Annotated in this window: 14 protein-coding genes; 9 read left to right on the forward strand and 5 right to left on the reverse strand. The window is 36.7% G+C overall.

The features are described 5' to 3' along the window. Positions 1-146 precede the first annotated feature (146 nt). From nhaA to gcvP, 7 genes are all read left to right on the forward strand, one after another. Entirely contained in the window at positions 147-1,319 is a 1,173-nt protein-coding gene (gene nhaA / locus Q5N69_RS07650; RefSeq protein WP_304368277.1) for a Na+/H+ antiporter NhaA, read from the forward strand. Between the two features lie 124 nt (positions 1,320-1,443). Continuing rightward, a complete protein-coding gene (locus Q5N69_RS07655; protein ID WP_304368278.1) occupies positions 1,444-2,058 on the forward strand; it encodes an elongation factor P hydroxylase in 615 nt (204 codons plus the stop codon). Between the two features lie 16 nt (positions 2,059-2,074). After that, complete coding sequence (locus tag Q5N69_RS07660) at positions 2,075-3,262, forward strand: ATP-NAD kinase family protein (protein WP_304368279.1); 1,188 nt, start codon at positions 2,075-2,077, stop codon at positions 3,260-3,262. Between the two features lie 29 nt (positions 3,263-3,291). Further along, entirely contained in the window at positions 3,292-3,564 is a 273-nt protein-coding gene (locus Q5N69_RS07665) for a YfcL family protein (RefSeq protein ID WP_304368280.1), read from the forward strand. Between the two features lie 620 nt (positions 3,565-4,184). Further along, positions 4,185-5,273 carry a glycine cleavage system aminomethyltransferase GcvT gene (gene gcvT / locus Q5N69_RS07670; protein WP_304368281.1) on the forward strand — a complete coding sequence of 363 codons (1,089 nt, stop codon included), beginning with the start codon at positions 4,185-4,187 and terminating at the stop codon, positions 5,271-5,273. A 102-nt stretch (positions 5,274-5,375) separates the two neighbouring features. Continuing rightward, complete coding sequence (gcvH, locus tag Q5N69_RS07675; RefSeq protein WP_304368282.1) at positions 5,376-5,762, forward strand: glycine cleavage system protein GcvH; 387 nt, start codon at positions 5,376-5,378, stop codon at positions 5,760-5,762. Between the two features lie 543 nt (positions 5,763-6,305). Continuing rightward, positions 6,306-9,224 carry an aminomethyl-transferring glycine dehydrogenase gene (gene gcvP / locus Q5N69_RS07680; protein ID WP_304368283.1) on the forward strand — a complete coding sequence of 973 codons (2,919 nt, stop codon included), beginning with the start codon at positions 6,306-6,308 and terminating at the stop codon, positions 9,222-9,224. 433 nt (positions 9,225-9,657) lie between these two features. Here the strand turns inward: gcvP and Q5N69_RS07685 are convergent, their stop codons facing one another. Then, entirely contained in the window at positions 9,658-10,005 is a 348-nt protein-coding gene (locus Q5N69_RS07685) for a hypothetical protein (protein ID WP_304368284.1), read from the reverse strand. A 297-nt stretch (positions 10,006-10,302) separates the two neighbouring features. Here Q5N69_RS07685 and Q5N69_RS07690 point away from each other — a divergent pair, with 297 nt between their 5' ends. Beyond that, complete coding sequence (locus Q5N69_RS07690) at positions 10,303-11,694, forward strand: ATP-binding protein (RefSeq protein ID WP_304368285.1); 1,392 nt, start codon at positions 10,303-10,305, stop codon at positions 11,692-11,694. Between the two features lie 47 nt (positions 11,695-11,741). After that, entirely contained in the window at positions 11,742-12,320 is a 579-nt protein-coding gene (locus tag Q5N69_RS07695; protein ID WP_304368286.1) for an HNH endonuclease, read from the forward strand. Positions 12,321-12,776: 456 nt separating this feature from the next. Here Q5N69_RS07695 and Q5N69_RS07700 read toward each other — a convergent pair whose 3' ends face one another. The 4 genes from Q5N69_RS07700 to Q5N69_RS07715 all read right to left on the reverse strand — a co-directional run bounded on the left by Q5N69_RS07700 (position 12,777) and on the right by Q5N69_RS07715 (position 18,075). Further along, positions 12,777-13,436, reverse strand: a complete 660-nt coding sequence (locus Q5N69_RS07700; RefSeq protein WP_304368287.1) for a hypothetical protein — start codon at positions 13,434-13,436, stop codon at positions 12,777-12,779. A 207-nt stretch (positions 13,437-13,643) separates the two neighbouring features. Next, positions 13,644-14,318 (reverse strand): hypothetical protein, encoded by a 675-nt coding sequence (locus Q5N69_RS07705; RefSeq protein WP_304368288.1) that lies wholly within the window; start codon positions 14,316-14,318, stop codon positions 13,644-13,646. 70 nt (positions 14,319-14,388) lie between these two features. Next, complete coding sequence (locus Q5N69_RS07710; RefSeq protein ID WP_304368289.1) at positions 14,389-15,372, reverse strand: DUF4365 domain-containing protein; 984 nt, start codon at positions 15,370-15,372, stop codon at positions 14,389-14,391. 84 nt (positions 15,373-15,456) lie between these two features. Next, complete coding sequence (locus tag Q5N69_RS07715; protein ID WP_304368290.1) at positions 15,457-18,075, reverse strand: AAA family ATPase; 2,619 nt, start codon at positions 18,073-18,075, stop codon at positions 15,457-15,459. Positions 18,076-18,472 lie beyond the last annotated feature (397 nt).

Here is an 18,472-nt window from a genome sequence, read left to right on the forward strand (position 1 = left end):
CTATTATTACTTTAACTGATCCTCATTTCTTTAATTTAGGTTAAATTATTATAACCTTTAGTAAAAATTATCGATGTGATCTTTACTAACACCTACAACATATGACATATTATGTCTGGTTGTTATTGATATTAATAAAGGAAATCATGGAACTTTCACCAATACAAAATTTTTTAAAACAGGAAGCATCAGGCGGTATCATACTCATGTTCACTGCTGTTCTTGCTATGATCATAGCGAATTCACCTTGGGCGCATTACTACGACTTATTGCTTGATATACCCGTTGTAGTCGGTGTTGGTACTTTCGAAATTGCAAAACCATTATTACTTTGGATAAACGATGGTTTGATGGCTTTATTCTTCTTTTTAGTTGGGCTAGAGCTCAAACGCGAATTTTTAGAGGGTAATTTGTCTGAACCAGGACAAGTTGCTTTACCTGCCATTGGTGCTATTGGTGGTATGGTTATACCTGCACTTTGTTACGTAGCGTTCAATTACGACGATCCGGCTGCGATAAATGGCTGGGCAATTCCTACCGCAACAGATATTGCATTTGCTTTAGGTATATTAGCTATTATTGGTAGTAAAGTACCATTGCAGCTTAAAGTATTTTTAACCTCATTAGCTATCTTTGATGATTTAGGCGCAATTATTGTTATTGCCTTATTCTATACTGACCAACTTTCAATGCTTTCATTAATCGTGTCGGCGGTTGTATTAACTATTTTATTTGGTTTGAATAAGAAAGGCGTAACCAGCACTTCACCTTATATTTTCTTAGGTATTGTTTTATGGGTTGCTGTACTTAAATCTGGTGTTCATGCCACATTAGCCGGTGTTGCTTTGGCTTTCTTTATCCCTATTAAAGGTGGAGAAGGAGAGCCGTCACCACTTAAGTCGCTAGAGCATAACTTACATTCAATGGTGGCTTTCATTGTATTACCTATATTTGCTTTTGCTAACGCGGGTATTAGTTTAACAGGTGTTGGTATTAACGAAGTTCTAGCTCCTGTTCCATTAGGTATTATTGCTGGCTTATTAATTGGTAAACAATTAGGTATTTTTGGTTTCTGTTTTATCGCGATAAAGTTAGGTTTAGCTAAACTGCCTGAGAACGTGAACTGGAAACTACTTTACGGTGTGTCTTTACTGTGTGGTGTTGGTTTTACCATGAGTTTATTTATTGGTTCGTTAGCATTTGAACAATCAGCTGATTCACCATTATTCCAAGACCGTTTAGGTATTGTTATCGGTTCATTAATCTCAGGTATATTAGGTTACATCGTAATTAAAATGGCACTGAAAAAAGCAGAGTAACACTTACTTTTCCAACGTTGTTTTTAAAACGTAAAGGTATAAATCAAAACGGCGATGTAACTATCGCCGTTTTTTGTTAAAGTTGCGGCAAAATTATTTTCACTCACAATAGACGCTTTTGTTTATGCAACATATATCATCTTTTGATCACACATCTGAATTTGCTTTATCTGAAAATTATCAAATAGATATTGAGCATAAAATTGAAGATTTAATTGAACTGTTTTCAGCTACATTTTTTGCTGACTACAATACAAGATTAATTAAGGGTGACGATGAACCCGTATATCTCCCCGCATCAGAAGCTTGCTCATATCATCAAATTGTTTTTGCTCATGGTTATTTTTCAAGTGGTTTACACGAAATAGCTCACTGGTGTATCGCAGGTAAAGAACGTCGTTTAAAAGAAGATTTTGGTTATTGGTATGAACCTGATGGCCGAAATGAGCAACAACAAAAAGTATTTGAATCTGTAGAAGTTAAACCACAAGCGATTGAATGGGCATTTTGCATTGCAGCTAATAAGAAGTTTAATGTATCAGCAGATAACTTAAATGGTGCAGAAGCCGATACACAAGCATTTAAAGTGGCAGTTCTTAAACAAGTTGAACATTACCTTGAGCACGGTTTTCCTAAAAGAGCACAACAATTTATTGATGCGTTAGCGGCTTTTTATCAACCATCTTCTTCTGTTCTTGCTACACAATCTTCAAATCTGTCACTGGCACAATTTAAATAAGGCTAAGGTTATTTACATGAAAAAATTCAAACTTGGTTTTGTTATTAACCCTGTTGCTGGCGTAGGTGGAAGTGTCGCACTCAAAGGTAGTGACGGCGAGAGCACACCAGAAAAAGCTTTAGCACTAGGTGCCGAATTTAAAGCAAACCAACGTGCAACTACTGCACTAAGCGTGCTTGAACCTTATAAAAGCCAAATCATCATTTACACCGCAAGTGGTGCTATGGGTGAAAACTGCGCTCGCGACTTAGGTTTTGAAGTGGTTGTAGTAACTCATTCAGCAGAAGCCAGTAATACTAAAACCATACCTAGCGAATATTTGAATACCACAGCACAAGACACTAAAGATGCTGTTACCGCCTTGATGCAAGCTCATGTTGATGTATTACTATTTGCTGGTGGCGATGGCACAGCGCGCGATATTTGCTCAATTGTTGATGACAGATTTCCCGTATTAGGTATTCCAGCAGGCTGTAAAATTCATTCAGGTGTTTATGCTGTTACGCCAAAAGCGGCAGGGCGTGTGGTAGAAATGCTAGTCACCAATCAACTGGTTACACTCACTGATGCTGATGTAATGGACATCGACGAAAGCTTATTTAGGCAAGGCGTGGTTAAAGCGAAACGTTACGGCGAAATGCAAATCCCAAGCGAGTTACGTTATGTTCAAGCAGTAAAATCAGGCGGTAAAGAAACCGACGAACTGGTTTTACAAGACATAGCCGCACATATTATTGAAACCATGGACGACGAACTTTATATCATGGGATCTGGTTCAACTACCGCATTTATTATGGAAGAACTCGGAGAAGAAAATACCTTGTTAGGTGTTGATGTATTGCACGACCACGCGATAATCGCTAACGATGTAACCGAGCCTCAGCTTTGGGATTTAATAAATAAGCATTTAGCCGAAGCGGGCAGTAATGCCAGCGAGCAGCTCAAATTAGTTATTACTTTAATTGGTGGTCAAGGTCATATCTTTGGTCGAGGCAACCAGCAGTTAAGCCCAAGAGTCATCAAAGCTGTAGGGAAAAATAACATTATTATTGTAGCGACAAAAACCAAACTTGCCGCTTTAAACAATCGCCCATTAATTATAGATACGGGCGATACCGAGCTTGATCAAACCTTATCAGGATATTTTCCTGTTATTACTGGTTACAAAGATCAGGTATTATATCCGGCCAGCAGCCCTCAATAACGACAATATTTATCAGCACAGGAATACACATGTCAATTCAGAACCTTAATCAACTTTATCAACACTTTGACGATCTTTGTTTAAAAGAAAACAACGACGATGAACTTTTTGCAAGCAGCTATATCAGAGGTTTTATTGCCTTATCTGCAAGTAAATTTGGCGACGAAACTCAAGCATTATCAACAGAGTTTGCTAACGATATCTCAGCAAAACTAACAGATTCTCGTTCAGAGTTAACCCCACAAGATCAACAAATTGTTAGTAACTACTGGGCTGAACTAAAAACTCACTTTACTGCTTAACTACCTATCTTCTTAAACGCCCAATTCCTCATGTAATGTTATTGGGCGTATATGATTCTATTATTTATCTTCTCTTATTCATCCTCTTTAGCTGACTAACCTCAACTCGGGTTAATGGATTTGATAACTCATTGATTTGTTGAAGTATCTTTTAGCTTTATCAAGATTAAAAACATAAAAGGCCTTAATTCTATCTCAATGATGAAATTTATGTGTTTATCAAGGCATTTTTATAAACCCATAGCTGGCTATTGGGCGTAAAAATAACGCAGATAGGCGCTTAAATAGCATTGTTGAGTAAAATAGCTTAACCCGAGCTGAGGTTGACAATAATGTTATTAGTGATGCTGTAAATCAATCCAACATCACCTTTTAAAATTCCATAATAACTATTCACATTTTTTATATCGTTTTGTGGAAATTATTCACAAAAATAGCTTATTTCTATATATCTAATTCGATTATTATTTCTAAAAAGACTATTTTGTAAAATATAATTCTGCACAGTGTTTTTAAGTGGTTTTATATTTCAAACGCTCATCTTTTGTTGTTGAATCGACAGGTGCCAGTGGCTATAATCTTGCAACTACTGTTTATTCATTTTTTTAGGCGATTGTTATATGAGCAACAAAACTATTTTACATGCAAAACATATTGAAGCTGGCGCTAAAATGGTCGACTTCTATGGTTGGGAAATGCCTATCAACTATGGCTCTCAAATAGAAGAACATCATGCAGTGCGTCAAAATGCAGGTATGTTCGACGTATCTCATATGACTATCGTTGATGTAAGCGGCGACCAAGCTCAAGTTTACTTACGTAAATTAGTAAACAACGACGTTGCTAAATTAACCGTTGCAGGCAAAGCTTTATACACAGGTATGCTAAATGAAGAAGGCGGCGTAATAGACGACCTTATTATTTATTTCTTCAGCGAAACTAGCTACAAATTAGTCGTTAACTCTGCAACTCGCGAAAAAGATCTTGCCTGGATGAACAAGCAAGCTGAAGGTTTTAAAGTAACCGTTACTGAACGTCCTGAATTTGGCATGATCGCAGTTCAAGGTCCGGAAGCTAAAGCTAAAGTAGCCACGTTATTAACAGCAGAGCAAACACAAGCTGTTGAAGGTATGAAGCCATTCTTTGGTGTTCAAACAGGCGACTTATTCATTGCAACCACAGGCTACACTGGCGAAAACGGTTACGAAATTGTTGTACCGCAAGATCAAGCAGCAGATTTATGGCAGCAATTACTAGACGCTGGCGTAGCTCCATGTGGTTTAGGTGCTCGCGATACATTACGTTTAGAAGCAGGCATGAACCTTTACGGTTTAGACATGGACGAAACAGTTTCACCATTAGCCGCAAACATGGCGTGGACTATCAGCTGGGAACCTGAAGATCGTGACTTTATCGGTCGTTCAGCACTTGAAGCACAAAAAGCTGCAGGCGACCAACCTAAGCTTGTTGGCTTAGTATTCTTAGAAAAAGGTGTACTTCGTTCAGGTCTTAAAGTTATCACACCAAGTGGCGACGGCATTATCACTTCAGGTACATTTTCTCCAACATTAGGCCACAGTATTGCTATGGCTCGTGTACCGCGTTCAGTGCAAATTGGCGATACCATCCAAGTTGAAATGCGTAAAAAATTGGTTGATGTAGAAGTTATCAAACCAAGTTTCGTACGCAACGGTAAAAAAGTTTTTTAAGCGTTATTTATTACTCATAATATCGCATAATATTTAGGCTATAGTAGATTACGGTAGCCAAACACAATTTATAAAATTTACATACAGGGCAGGGTTAATAAAATGAGCAACATTCCTTCAGAATTAAGATACGCATCAACTCACGAATGGGTTCGCAACGACGGTGACGGTGTAGTAACTGTTGGTATTACTGAACACGCACAAGAGTTATTAGGCGACATGGTATTTGTTGAATTACCAGACATTGATGACGAAATTGGTTCAGGCGACGACGTAGCAGTAGCTGAGTCAGTTAAAGCAGCATCAGATATCTACGCACCAATTTCAGGTACTGTAGTTGAAGTGAATGAAAACCTAGAAGACTCTCCAGAATTAGTAAACGCCGACGCATACGGTGACGGTTGGTTGTTTAAAGTTAAAGTTGCTGATGAAAGTGAGATCGAAGCTTTGTTAGATGCTGAGGCTTACGCAGCTTCTATTGCCGACTAACTTTTTGCTTCGCTAATCGAGTTTATGCATCGCTGTTTTTGTTGCTCGACATTATCACTTAGTACACTAAGCTCAAATGTCTCACAACTTTAACATCTTGCCTAAATCTCGATTATCTTTGCAAAAGTATTTGGTTACATTCTGCATTTATACCGCGTTGATTTCGTTGCTCGACATTATCACTTAGCACACTAAGCTCAAATGTCTCGCAACTTCATCGCCTTGCCTAAAAGCAGACTGTTTACGAATTATTGCTTCGCTAATCGAACTTAATTAAATCTCGATTATCTTTGCCAAATATTCGGACTCATTTTGTTTTGTAGATAGTTACTAAAAGCAGACTGTTGACGAATTGTTGCTATGTTAATCAGGTATGAAAAGCCTCGATTATCTTTGCAAAAGTATTTGGTTACATTCTGCATTTAAGATGCTCTATCTAAAAGCAGAATGATTACGAGCAAGAATATTTTAAGCCTCCAACTAAGCAATAAGTTTGAGGCTTTCTTTTATTAAATTAGTAAAATCATTTAAGTGAAACTGTTTATGACTACTCAATCTCAAGTAACGTTAAACGAATTAGAACAATCTGAAAATTTTATTAGCCGACACATAGGGCCAAACGCTGAGCAAACTCAAGCGATGTTAAAAGACATTGATGCTGAGTCTGTTGATGCGCTAATTGACGAAATTGTACCAAGCGATATTCGTTTACCTAACTTACCAGCGATTGAAGAAAGCAAAACAGAAGTTCAGGCATTGGCTGACTTAAAAAAAGTAGCTGGCTTAAATAAAGTAAACAACAGCTACATTGGCTTAGGTTACTACCCAACACTTACACCTAACGTAATTTTACGTAACGTGTTAGAAAATCCAGGCTGGTACACAGCTTACACGCCATACCAACCAGAAATAGCACAAGGTCGTTTAACGTCTTTATTAAACTACCAACAAATGTGTTTAGATCTTACGGGGCTTGACCTAGCATCAGCATCATTACTTGATGAAGGTACAGCAGCAGCCGAAGCAATGGCATTGGCTAAACGTGTATCTAAAAACAAAAAATCAAACTTGTTTTTCATCTCAAGCGACGTTTACCCACAAACAATCGATCTTGTTAAGCAACGTGCTGACATGTTCGGATTTGATATCATTGTTGCTCCTGCAGTTGAGGCAGCTGATCACGATATCTTTGGTGCATTATTACAATACCCAAGTGCAACGGGTGAAGTAAGTGACATCAGCGAGTTAATCGAAAAAATTCATGCTAACAATGGCATAGTAGCAGTAGCAGCCGACATCATGAGTTTAGTTATGTTGAAAGCGCCAGGTCATTTAGGTGCTGATGCTGTAATTGGTTCAACCCAACGTTTTGGTGTTCCAATGGGCTACGGCGGACCACACGCTGCATTCTTCACAACGTCTGACAAATACAAACGTTCATTACCAGGTAGAATTATCGGTGTATCTCGCGATACGCGCGGCAACCCAGCATTACGTATGGCAATGCAAACACGCGAGCAACATATCCGTCGCGAAAAAGCTAACTCAAACATTTGTACAGCTCAAGTATTATTAGCCAACATGGCTGCATTTTATGCGGTTTATCATGGTCCTAAAGGCTTAAAAGTAATTGCTGAACGTATTCATCGTTTTACTGATATTTTAGCGGCTGGCGTATTAAGCAAAGGTTTAACGCCATTACATAACAACTACTTCGACACGTTAAGCTTCAACCTAAACTCATTAGGTAATTCAGGTTTCGACAGTAAAGAAACTATCGTAGCGCGCGCGTTAGAAAATAACGTAAACCTACGTATTGATGTTGAAAACCAAATCAGTATTTCAATTAACGAAACCACTACGCGTAGCGACATCGACACCTTATTCACTATTTTATTAGGTGAAGGGCACAACCTAAGTGTTGCAGAGCTAGACGAGCAAGTAATTGCAAACGGCAGCGATTCAATTCCAGACGGTTTAGTACGCGACACTGAAATATTAACGCATCCAGTATTCAACTCGTATCACAGCGAAACTGAAATGCTGCGTTATATCAAAAAGCTTGAAAACAAAGATTTAGCGTTAAACCACTCAATGATTTCATTAGGTTCTTGTACCATGAAATTAAACGCGACAGCGCAGATGATACCTGTATCTTGGCCTGAATTTGCCAACATGCATCCATTTGCTCCTACCGATCAAGCGCTTGGCTACAAACACATGATCGACGAGTTAGGCGAGTGGTTAGTTGAGCTTACAGGCTACGACAACATTTCAATGCAGCCAAACTCTGGTGCACAAGGTGAATACGCAGGTTTAATCGCCATCGTTAAATACCATGAAAGTCGTGGCGAAGCGCATCGTAACGTTTGTTTAATACCAGCTTCAGCGCATGGTACAAACCCAGCGTCGGCACAAATGGTAGGCATGAAAGTTGTAGTAGTAGATTGTGATAAACAAGGTAACGTTGACATGACCGACTTGCGTAACAAAGCAAGCGAAATGGCAGACAACCTTTCTTGTATCATGATCACATATCCATCAACACACGGTGTTTACGAAAGCACCATTGCTGAAATTTGTAATATTATTCATGAACATGGTGGTCAAGTTTACCTTGATGGCGCAAACATGAACGCACAAGTTGGCGTAACGTCTCCAGGCTTTATTGGCGCCGATGTTTCGCATCTTAACTTACACAAAACTTTCGCTATTCCACATGGCGGCGGAGGTCCTGGTATGGGTCCAATAGGTGTTAAATCTCACCTAGCACCATTCTTACCTGATCACGCATTAGTGAATGTAAACGAAAGTACAAAAGGTAACGGCGCAGTATCAGCAGCACCTTACGGTAGTGCAGGTATACTATGTATTTCTTACCTTTACATCGCATTGTTAGGTAAAAAAGGCGTAACAGATGCAACTAAATACGCGATAACAAACGCTAACTATTTAGCCAAAAAGTTAAGCCAACATTACCCAATTTTATACACAGGTAAAAATGGTCGTGTAGCGCACGAATGTATTATTGATTTACGCCAAATTAAGGCTGAATCTGGTATTACAGAAGTAGATATGGCGAAGCGTTTAATGGATTACGGCTTTCATGCACCAACTATGTCGTTCCCAGTAGCGGGTACGTTTATGATTGAGCCAACAGAATCAGAGTCTAAAGTAGAGCTTGATCGTTTTATTGAAGCTATGGTGTGTATTCGTGATGAAGTACGTAAAGTTGAGTCAGGTGAGTGGACGTTAGAAAACAACCCATTACACAATGCTCCACATACGTTAGCGGATATTACTGATACTTGGGATCGTGGATATACTATTCAAGAAGCGGTATTCCCAGTGCCAGCAGCTGCGGCGAATAAATTTTGGCCAACGGTTAACCGTATAGATGACGTGTTCGGGGATAGAAATTTAATATGTTCATGTCCGCCGGTTTCTAGTTATCAGGATTAGGTAACTGGTGTGTAGATTAACTAAGTTCCCCTACAGAAATAATGGGTTATCCCATGGGAATTAAGTTCCCCGTTGGGGACTGATTTTTCAGAGTATTAGATTTGCTGTATTTTAAAAAGCTGTCGCTGAACATGAAAATTGCAACTGTAATGTAATTTACTTAATACCAGAACCGCCGAAAGGCGGTTTTTTATATATAAATTATGATCACATAAATTTAAATGAGGACTGTTGAAAGTACGTAACGGTGTCGATCTATAATTAAGTTTGTGATTTTTAGTAATATGTTGGGGGTATGTAATTAAGTTGGTTAACGAGTTAATTTAGATGGTTAACTTAATTAAGTTGGTTAATTCACCCCAATATTAAATTTGAAAAGCGGATCTATGATGATCCGCTTTTTTATTGTTAAAGATTCTCTCTACTTCCATCTCTAGAGACTATGAGGGGACTTTGGTAATACCTTACTTATATCTTTATCAATAAGTTTCTGATACTTACTGTTCTTCTTCGTCACTTGTTCTATAAATTTTTGATTTCCATAATCTACTACTTCCTCATCGAACATAGCATACAGCTCTTCTTCTCCATGCATATGTTCAGTATTCAATTTAAAAAAGTAACTTTCCAAAAAGGCCGCTTCAAAATAAAGAGCAAGTCTGCGGTCGATTTCATAAAAAGAAATAAAATAATTACCAAATTGAGAATACAAGCGCTTTTCACCATGGTGAGTGTTTAGCCGATCTTTTACATTACCTTGACCAACATAAATCGCTCTCATTAATACTTTTTTTCCGATTAGAAGCTTGGTGTCTTGCCAAATGATATATGGAATTCAATTAATGGGTTTGATTGGCAAATATGAGTAGGATTCAAGCTATGACGAAGTAATTCAAATTATTTCATGTCAATTTTACTTCTATCAATACTCTTAAGTCATGCTCGACACTAGCTATTTGTTTATAGCTAAAGTGTTGAAGTAGTTTCTATTTTTGATTACAAGCTGTAATAATGATTCACGGAGCGCGAGTAACTTGTTATATTTATTATCAAAATAATACATTGTTCGGGAAAGGAAATGTCGTTCAGATTAGAAGCATTCAAGTTGGATGAACAGAAAATTCAAATACCACGAGTTAAATTATCTAAACCAATTAAGAGTGAAGAAAACTACTTTACTGTTGTGATTGGTAATAACGGTACAGGGAAAAGTCGATTTTTGAAGGGTATCGTTGACTCATATCGAAAGAGAAATGTAAAACACAAGCAAACAACTTTTCTAGATGAGCTTAAGAATCCTCAAAAGGTAATTGCAATTACTACTAGCCTGTCTGATAAATTCCCTACAGGTTCAAGTATTAGTCGGCAGGAAAAACCCCATACAATAAAAGATAAATACTGTTATTTAGGTCCCAAAGGGCGTATTGGCGGTTCTTCAAATAGAGCTTTAATGGATAAGGCTATTTCATATCTAATGTCTAATGTAGATGAAAAAAGCAACTTTCATCAATACAACGAGATATTCAATTACTTGCAGTACGAACCTGTTTTAAAGCTTGTATATAAGTTAAGAATACCTGCGGAATTAAAAAATACAATTGGGTCAATAGATGGTAAAACTTTAAAAGATTTCATTAGGTTTCAGAGTGATAGAAGGGGAGGTATAAGGCAAGGGATATTTAGCAGGTTTCTAGAGTTACCCGATTATTACTGGGAAGAGTTAGCTGATGCATATAAATATGCATTTAAGGAGCAATCTTTCCATAGAAGTAGTGAATTTAGCTTTTTGATAAATTTCTCAGAAGAAAATATGACTCGTTCTGAGCATGTTGTTTCTTCACAACAAGTCTCAAGGTATCAAGTCTTTGATGATTTACGAAAGCTTGAGCTTATGAGAAGTATGCAAGTCAAGTTGTATAAAAAAGATGGTGGAGAGTTCGACTATACGGATGCTAGTTCTGGAGAGGCTAGTATTTTATCAACGTTAATTGGGTTGGTTCCTAACTTAGAGAACGATAGTCTCATTTTGATAGATGAACCAGAGATTAGTTTGCATCCATCGTGGCAGTATCGGTATATAGAATTAGTTGATCGTTTATTAAAATCAGTGACAGGCTGTCATGTAATTATCGCTACTCATTCTCATTTTTTGATTTCCGATTTACCAAATGAAAGATCCAGTGTCGTTCATTTTAAAGCTTCTAAAGGTAACCATATTGATGTGGATTATTATGAAGATAACACTAATGGAATGTCAGCAGAGGATGTGTTGCTAAACATTTTTGATATGCCTTCAACAAGAAACTACTATCTTGGAGCTATTGTAACGGAATCATTGGAGCTGCTTGCAGAAGGAAAAAAAGGCTCAAATAGATACAGAGAATTGAAAAGAAAAATTCGACAAGTTCAACCTAATCTAAAAAAAATAGACCCTTTATATGACGTTATAAGTAAGCTACTAGAGTTATGACTGATTTTATTTCCTCTCCATACTCTCTTAGTTCTCAAGAGCTAAAGGTGATTAAGAATTCTTTCGACAATCATACTGATTGGGATAAATCTTGCTTCGATGGAATAAAGGTTTCTCTTAAAGATGATTTACGACCTAAGCAGGGTAACCTTTGTTGTTACTGTAAATGGAAACTTGGATTTGATATTAAGCAAGTTGATATCGAGCACATAGTACCCAAAAGTGAATATAGTAAATTTACTTTTCACCCTAAGAACCTAGCTTTGTCTTGTCCCGGTTGTAATACAAACAAGAGTAATCTGCCTGTTTTACACCGTACTATTACGAACTACCCTAGAGCTGGGACTAACCTAACAATCGTTCATCCATATTTTGATAAATATAGTGAACATATTGAAATTCATGATGGGGCAATATACGAAGGGCTAAGTGCTAAAGGTTGCGAAACTATTAAACTGTGCAAATTATTTCGGTTAAAGAAGGTATTGGAAAAGAAAAAGGAAACCCAATCAGAATCATCACCTATTGCTAAGTTGGTTGCAGACTTAAACAATGCAAGTGATGCTGAAAAGATGCAAATAATTCAGGCATTGGGTATTCAAACCAATCAGTTTCAAGGTGTTTAGTTTAGTTAACCAACTTAATTGCACGTACCCATATGTGAATCGTCAAATATTGTGTGAAAACTATAGAACACTTAAAAATAACTAGAAAATAATACTAATAAAGTGCTCAATAAAGTATCAAGTGACTAAATTCAATACTTCAGCTCTTAGTCAATTACTGACATTAGGCCTGTGCAAATTCAGGAGCATATTTAGGGCGCTATTAAGCAAGATTTCACACTCATTTGTGGAGCTGGTTTAAGCTCATTGCAGTCATTAGCCTGTCGCTGCCTAAAGCAAATTTACCATTATGCAAAAAATGCATACTGGATTACTCAAGGTGTTTTAAAACGGCTTAGTCATTCAGCGCTAGGCCGCATTCTTTCATTTGACTGATAGATGATATTGTTTGAAATGTGAAACAGAACTGTAGAGATCTATTTCATTTTTGGAAATAGCACCCCGTTAAAGTATAATTTATTCATCCCAAACCAAATTTAAATCTTTTTTAGCCTCTCTTAAAAGCTCTTCTCTAGCTATATTACAACTACCTATTAGCTGATTTAAAAAATCATTTTTCAATTCATTACTAGAGCTTAACCCACTAAACATATCGCGATTAATAAATGGATCCATAAATTCATTATTGTGAGGATCAATAAATTTATTAATTGCAGTGAGTGTAGACTCTCCAAGGAATATAGCTCCTTGTAATGCAACGATCCCCTTCAATTTATCTTTTAAAGACGAAATAACATTTAACCCGTGGTCAATTTTATTATCTAATTCATTTATCTCATCAATACTCAATTTTCCATCACTAATATGAAATAAATGACCTAAGATAATATTAAAATGTGAATTCATTGTATTAAATAATGTTAAAGACTCCATATAAAAATCTTTCTTAATTTCCCATCTTTTCTGGTGTAACCAAGCTTTGTTAGTAAGCTTGCCTTCAATAGACTTGGTTAAAACAGTCGTTTCATCTAACTGTTTTTTGAGTTGATTAAAATTTTCATTAGTAGCCTTAATATCTCCTTTTTTTATTAAATATTGTTTAAAATACAGTCCAGCACACGTTACTAATAACTGAACAATACAGAATAAAACTAGAGCCCAATCACTATTTGTCATTCTTTTACTTCCTTATATTTAGCTTTCTTATTAGCCATATTTTTTAATCAAGCTGCAACAGATTTACCGTCTAGTTTCACAAATGCCACATTAAAGTCATTAGCACTAACCAGTGAGGATTGAACTCGAATTAGTTTTTGTATATCAACGCCTCATTAAGAAGCTAAAAATTTTTGGTTAAAATAAGTGACGAAGCAAAACCAACTGTTACATGTCCTTGCTGATATTATTGTTAGACATTTTACCTATAAATTCAGTAGTTTGTATTTTTAATTTTTCAAAAAATATTTTTATTATTTTCAAATAAAAATCCATAAAATCGACATTAATTTCAATTGTATAACCAAAGCTTCCTTTTAAATGTGGGAGATTTAAACGATAAAGTTTTTCAGTTACCATTCCATTGTTATGTACAATTTCATTGCGAACTTTATATAAGATACTAATGTGATCTAACTCTTCTTTTAAGTCATCCATATTGAAATTTTCTACAACTGATAAATGTTCGATACATTTATGTATTTTGGATTTTCGTGATTTATTCGTTTTAAGGTCGAATTTTTTTCCTGAAACAGAAGATGTAAGCTCGCAAAGTTTATACAAAGCAGTTTCAACTAAAGAGGATGCTGTAATCACAATAGATTGCCTATGTAAAAACTGATATTTTATAACCATTTCTATGTAATCATAACTGAAGTTTTCACCGATATCTTGATGGTCACACTCTGGTGCCTTACTAAGATTAGACTTTAGATTTAAATCTAATTCATTTCCACGTTCAGTCCAAACTGCTTCAATAGTTTCAGTGAATCTTTTTAGGCGCTCGGTTTCATTTATATAGTTATTGCAAAAGAAAAATAATCCATTTTCAAAGAAGTCCATTACTCTCTCCTAACGCCGGCATTTGCGGCTGGTTTGGAACGCATCGGAAAATAGTCCGACAACATGCTTATTAGGTTTTTTGAGCATTATTACCATCACCATCTCTTGGCGGATACGAAGTTAACATTGCAAGATATGTAGGCATAAACCACTCTCTGACTAATTCCTCATACATATTCGATAAGTTAGTCAACCGATGCCAGATATAATCTGAACAATACGTTAGAAACTCTTGGTAATCTTCAGGTTTTACGCCCCTACTCAATTTGTCTTTAAGCGTAAGTAGTTCATTGTTGCTCCATTCCATTGGCTTCCAGAACTCATGAGTAGACCAAATATCTTGCCTCAATGCTATATCAACAAAAGTTTTTATCATTTCAACAGGAATCTCAAGAGGCACATTGTATGGCATGGCAGCCTTATCTTGCATGCGCCAAATTTCTTTTAGCTGATAGTTAAACAAAGAGAATGCGCCATACATCTTTGAGCGCTTTCCATATGCTCGCAATGCAATAAGTGCATCTTCCTCATCCAGTATTTCATTTGAAGTGGGAATATAAATCGTTTTTTTTCCCTTCGACGCATAGTCAGGGTCTTCAGGTATTAGAACTTTATCTATATAGTCATTGAGACAAACAAAAAAAGCTCTTTCAGTATTCGTATCGACCAAAATCAACAATACTGGTATTGCAATCCCCATAGATTGGATAGTCAATATATCAGACATATCCAGTTGAAATTTGGCAACTGGGATCTCAACGAAATCGTCCTTATTTTCAGTTAGATTACCCTTAGCAACATTTTCACGTTTATAGGCCTTTCTGGCGGAATATTTTATGCAGTCTGAAGATTTCAATTGAACAAAAAAGTTCTCTCCAAGAGTTTCAGCAATATTTTCGTTTTCATCGATAAAGTCGAAAAGCTCAACAACGAAATCAATACCATAGTCAGCTCCATAACTGTGAATAACCCACTCTTTAGGTAACTTATCTCTCAAAACCCGAACAGATATATCTTCTTTTACTTGGTTTAATGACCTTTGTTTTTTATGCACAAACTTACTCCGGAACACTCAATTACTCAAAGTTGACGATGAGACTTTACTCTTATTGGCAAAAGTTAGTTATTAGGCGTAACACTATAATGCCTGATCTAATGACTCTATTGCAGATACAATGGTATGAACAGAGTTTCTGTCAAACTCTGCTCGGTCTACTTCTTCATGAGTACCTTTGTTCAGGTACCGCCATTCGCGAGAATCACCATTAACACCTAATAACTGCTCTATAGGTGATAAAATATTATGTTTATCAGGATCATTGAAGTCATCTTGTTTAATCTTAGTTTTAAGTTGATCCGTTAATTGACGCAACTCAATTGGCGCTTTTGCGGAACGTAATTTGATGCTTAAGTTTCCATCTCCATGTTTATTGACATATCGCCATACTTTTCCTTTAGTTAATGATTCTAAAGCTTGGCGAGATTTACCCAATGCAAATCGTATTTCATTTTTACGAATATGTTCTAATGCTCCTTCTATATAGTTTCGTGGGGCGCATTTGAAATCAACTTGTATATGCTGCTCATCAATACGAGGCATAAACGCCAACCGCTGGCTACTTTTGGCTTGCTCTACTGATAACATGTTTTGGATATCTTTAAAGAACTCCTCTCCATGACATGTCAAGATAATCTGCTTTCTATCAAAGTAATCATCTTCAAATAGAGTGCGCCTGATGGACTCTCGGTGGTCATCATCAATAGCATTAACAGGGTCATCAAAGATGAGAAGTGGACAGTTTTCTTTGATGTTTTTCGCCAGTGATATTGCTAAGCCGACACAACGGATATGCCCTTCACTTAGTACATGAAGCGCATCAAAATACTTTTGAGGCTCGTTTTGATAGGAAATTTTTAGCTTCTGGTTTTGTGCTAGCGGTAGCTGAATTGATGCCAATAGCTCTGTTGGCGCATCATTACGGTTGAATGCATTATATAATTTAACAACTTCATCACCTAAGTTTTCGACTAGAAGTGCAGGGAGCTTTTTACGGTAGGCATTAAGTAACTCCACAAACTGTTGGTAGGACTTCCTAATTTCAATATTCTGCGTAACAATAGACTTTTCCAGCTCTATTTCATCGATTATTGTCTTGTTTGCTTCGTCAAACTCATTAATTAACTTTTGAGCATCGTCTATTGCGTTAATCGCAGCACTCTTCCTTGCTGCTAGCTTTTGCGCGTCATTTAAAAGCTCTTTAAATCGCTTCAACTCTATCTGTTGAGCGTTCTTACCTTGTTCAATTTGAACTCTCTCAATATCTTGTTTCTCTAGGCATGCTACTTGAGTTTCAATGAGCTGAATGGCTGTCGCGCCATCATCTAGCTCAGCATGTAAACTATTCCACCATGTCACATTTAATTGTGACACCTCAGTGAAACTATATAGTGCCAGCCTATTATCAATGGCATAAAAGTTTAAGCAAGTAGTTAATATCTGATGCAATTCTTGAAGCTTTTGAAGCACTGTTTGCTCAAGTTGCTTTATCTGAGTTTGCAATTTAGCTAAGTGCTGAAGTTTGACTATCTCCTCTCCTGCATGAGTGAAAGGATTAACGGTTACTTCCGATAATGGGGTTAAACATGCAGGGCATTTATCAGGACTAATTTGATGAACTTGAGTTACCGCTTCAAATAGTTGTTGGAAAGATACTTGTTGACTTGCATTCGCTAATTCTTCTCTTTTTTGCTTATGGACGTTTAGACTGCTTATCAACGTTTGTTTGATTAAGGTTAGGTTAGCAGAGGTTAGGTTACTTTTCGGCGGAACAGGCTTTTGTAGCTCTGCTTCTAATAAAGGTATTTGCCCTTGCCTTTCCTCTGACCCATTAAGCTCAAACATCATTTTAAGTAAAGTGGATCCTTCTCTATAGCGTGATGCTAATTCAATCTCTTCACTTTTCACCTGTTGAACGATGCCTTTATTAAGCTTTATTTGCTGTTCAGCCCCTTGTAATTTCAGCCGTTTTTGAGAAAGCTCCTTTGCTTTCACACCTTCTATATCTATATATCGACCATCAATTTCAGGAGAGAAATTTTTAACAAACTCATTAAACGAATCAAGGCCAAATAGTGTTGATATTAGTTCTGACTGTTTGGCTGGAGCTTGTGCAGCAATACGTGAAAAGCTATCTATTCGATTTTTCTCAACAAAGCAAAACCGATAAAGAGCATCATTAGGTTTGATATTGACATTACTGCCTTCAGCATCAATCCCGATCAATTTTGGAGGTGTGAATTTATTGGTATGAGCATTTTTTAAATAAGCTTCAACATCTCTAAAACGCTTACTTTCAGCTTCTGCTACTGAACCTAATAAGGCGTATTCTAATGCCTCACAGAAACTTGACTTACCTGTACCATTTGGCCCAAAAATAAGCACTAATAGGCTTTTTAGATCAAACGTTTCTTCACGGCTAAATCCCCGAAATGAATCAACCGACAATTCTTTGAGTAGGGTAAAAGATGCAACATCTGATTCAACATATTCAAGATTAGTTGGAATATCTTGGCTTAAGCTAGCCCATTCTTTTTGAGCAAGCTTTACGACATGTTTAACTCGTTGCCCTTGATTAGTGCTTAGTGGAACAATTTCACCCAGGCTTTTTAGTACCAAATTAGCGAATTTATGAACTGACGCACTAGATGGTGATAAAAGTAAAGTTTGCAGAAAACGTTGAAATTCAGACTGGATCATACCTTCCCTTATATTGGATAATTTGTCAGGTTGCTCAGCCGAGCCTTAACCTAACGATAATGTCCTTTGTACATCCTACGATTAAAGTTATCAGTTTAAAAAACTTGTGTAAATCAATATGTAGCCTAATACAGATTACTTTGACTTTTCCACAATTTAACTAACTGTATGGAATTAAATAAAATATTTAATATGACTTATAGCCACATTAAAAAACTCTGTCGAATGTCTGTTTTTGTGGCTTAGTTGTCTTTCGGGGTGTAGGTAAACCTACATATTATGAATACAGGAAATAGCTCAAAAATCTATTGATGTTAACGTCCGCTTTCGTATCTTTGTTGACGATAGCTGCTGATTATTCTTTAGGTCAAGTGATAGCCAATTGCAGACATTAGCT

It is taken from the genome of Pseudocolwellia sp. AS88 (assembly GCF_030551755.1).
In the GTDB taxonomy this organism is placed as follows: domain Bacteria; phylum Pseudomonadota; class Gammaproteobacteria; order Enterobacterales; family Alteromonadaceae; genus Pseudocolwellia.

Coding starts and splice junctions, on each gene's coding strand:
- nhaA (WP_304368277.1), top strand. CDS start 147: ATGGAACTTTCACCAATACAAAATTTTTTAAAACAGGAAGCATCAGGC.
- Q5N69_RS07655 (WP_304368278.1), top strand. CDS start 1,444: ATGCAACATATATCATCTTTTGATCACACATCTGAATTTGCTTTATCT.
- Q5N69_RS07660 (WP_304368279.1), top strand. CDS start 2,075: ATGAAAAAATTCAAACTTGGTTTTGTTATTAACCCTGTTGCTGGCGTA.
- Q5N69_RS07665 (WP_304368280.1), top strand. CDS start 3,292: ATGTCAATTCAGAACCTTAATCAACTTTATCAACACTTTGACGATCTT.
- gcvT (WP_304368281.1), top strand. CDS start 4,185: ATGAGCAACAAAACTATTTTACATGCAAAACATATTGAAGCTGGCGCT.
- gcvH (WP_304368282.1), top strand. CDS start 5,376: ATGAGCAACATTCCTTCAGAATTAAGATACGCATCAACTCACGAATGG.
- gcvP (WP_304368283.1), top strand. CDS start 6,306: ATGACTACTCAATCTCAAGTAACGTTAAACGAATTAGAACAATCTGAA.
- Q5N69_RS07685 (WP_304368284.1), bottom strand. CDS start 10,005: ATGAGAGCGATTTATGTTGGTCAAGGTAATGTAAAAGATCGGCTAAAC.
- Q5N69_RS07690 (WP_304368285.1), top strand. CDS start 10,303: ATGTCGTTCAGATTAGAAGCATTCAAGTTGGATGAACAGAAAATTCAA.
- Q5N69_RS07700 (WP_304368287.1), bottom strand. CDS start 13,436: ATGACAAATAGTGATTGGGCTCTAGTTTTATTCTGTATTGTTCAGTTA.
- Q5N69_RS07705 (WP_304368288.1), bottom strand. CDS start 14,318: ATGGACTTCTTTGAAAATGGATTATTTTTCTTTTGCAATAACTATATA.
- Q5N69_RS07715 (WP_304368290.1), bottom strand. CDS start 18,075: ATGATCCAGTCTGAATTTCAACGTTTTCTGCAAACTTTACTTTTATCA.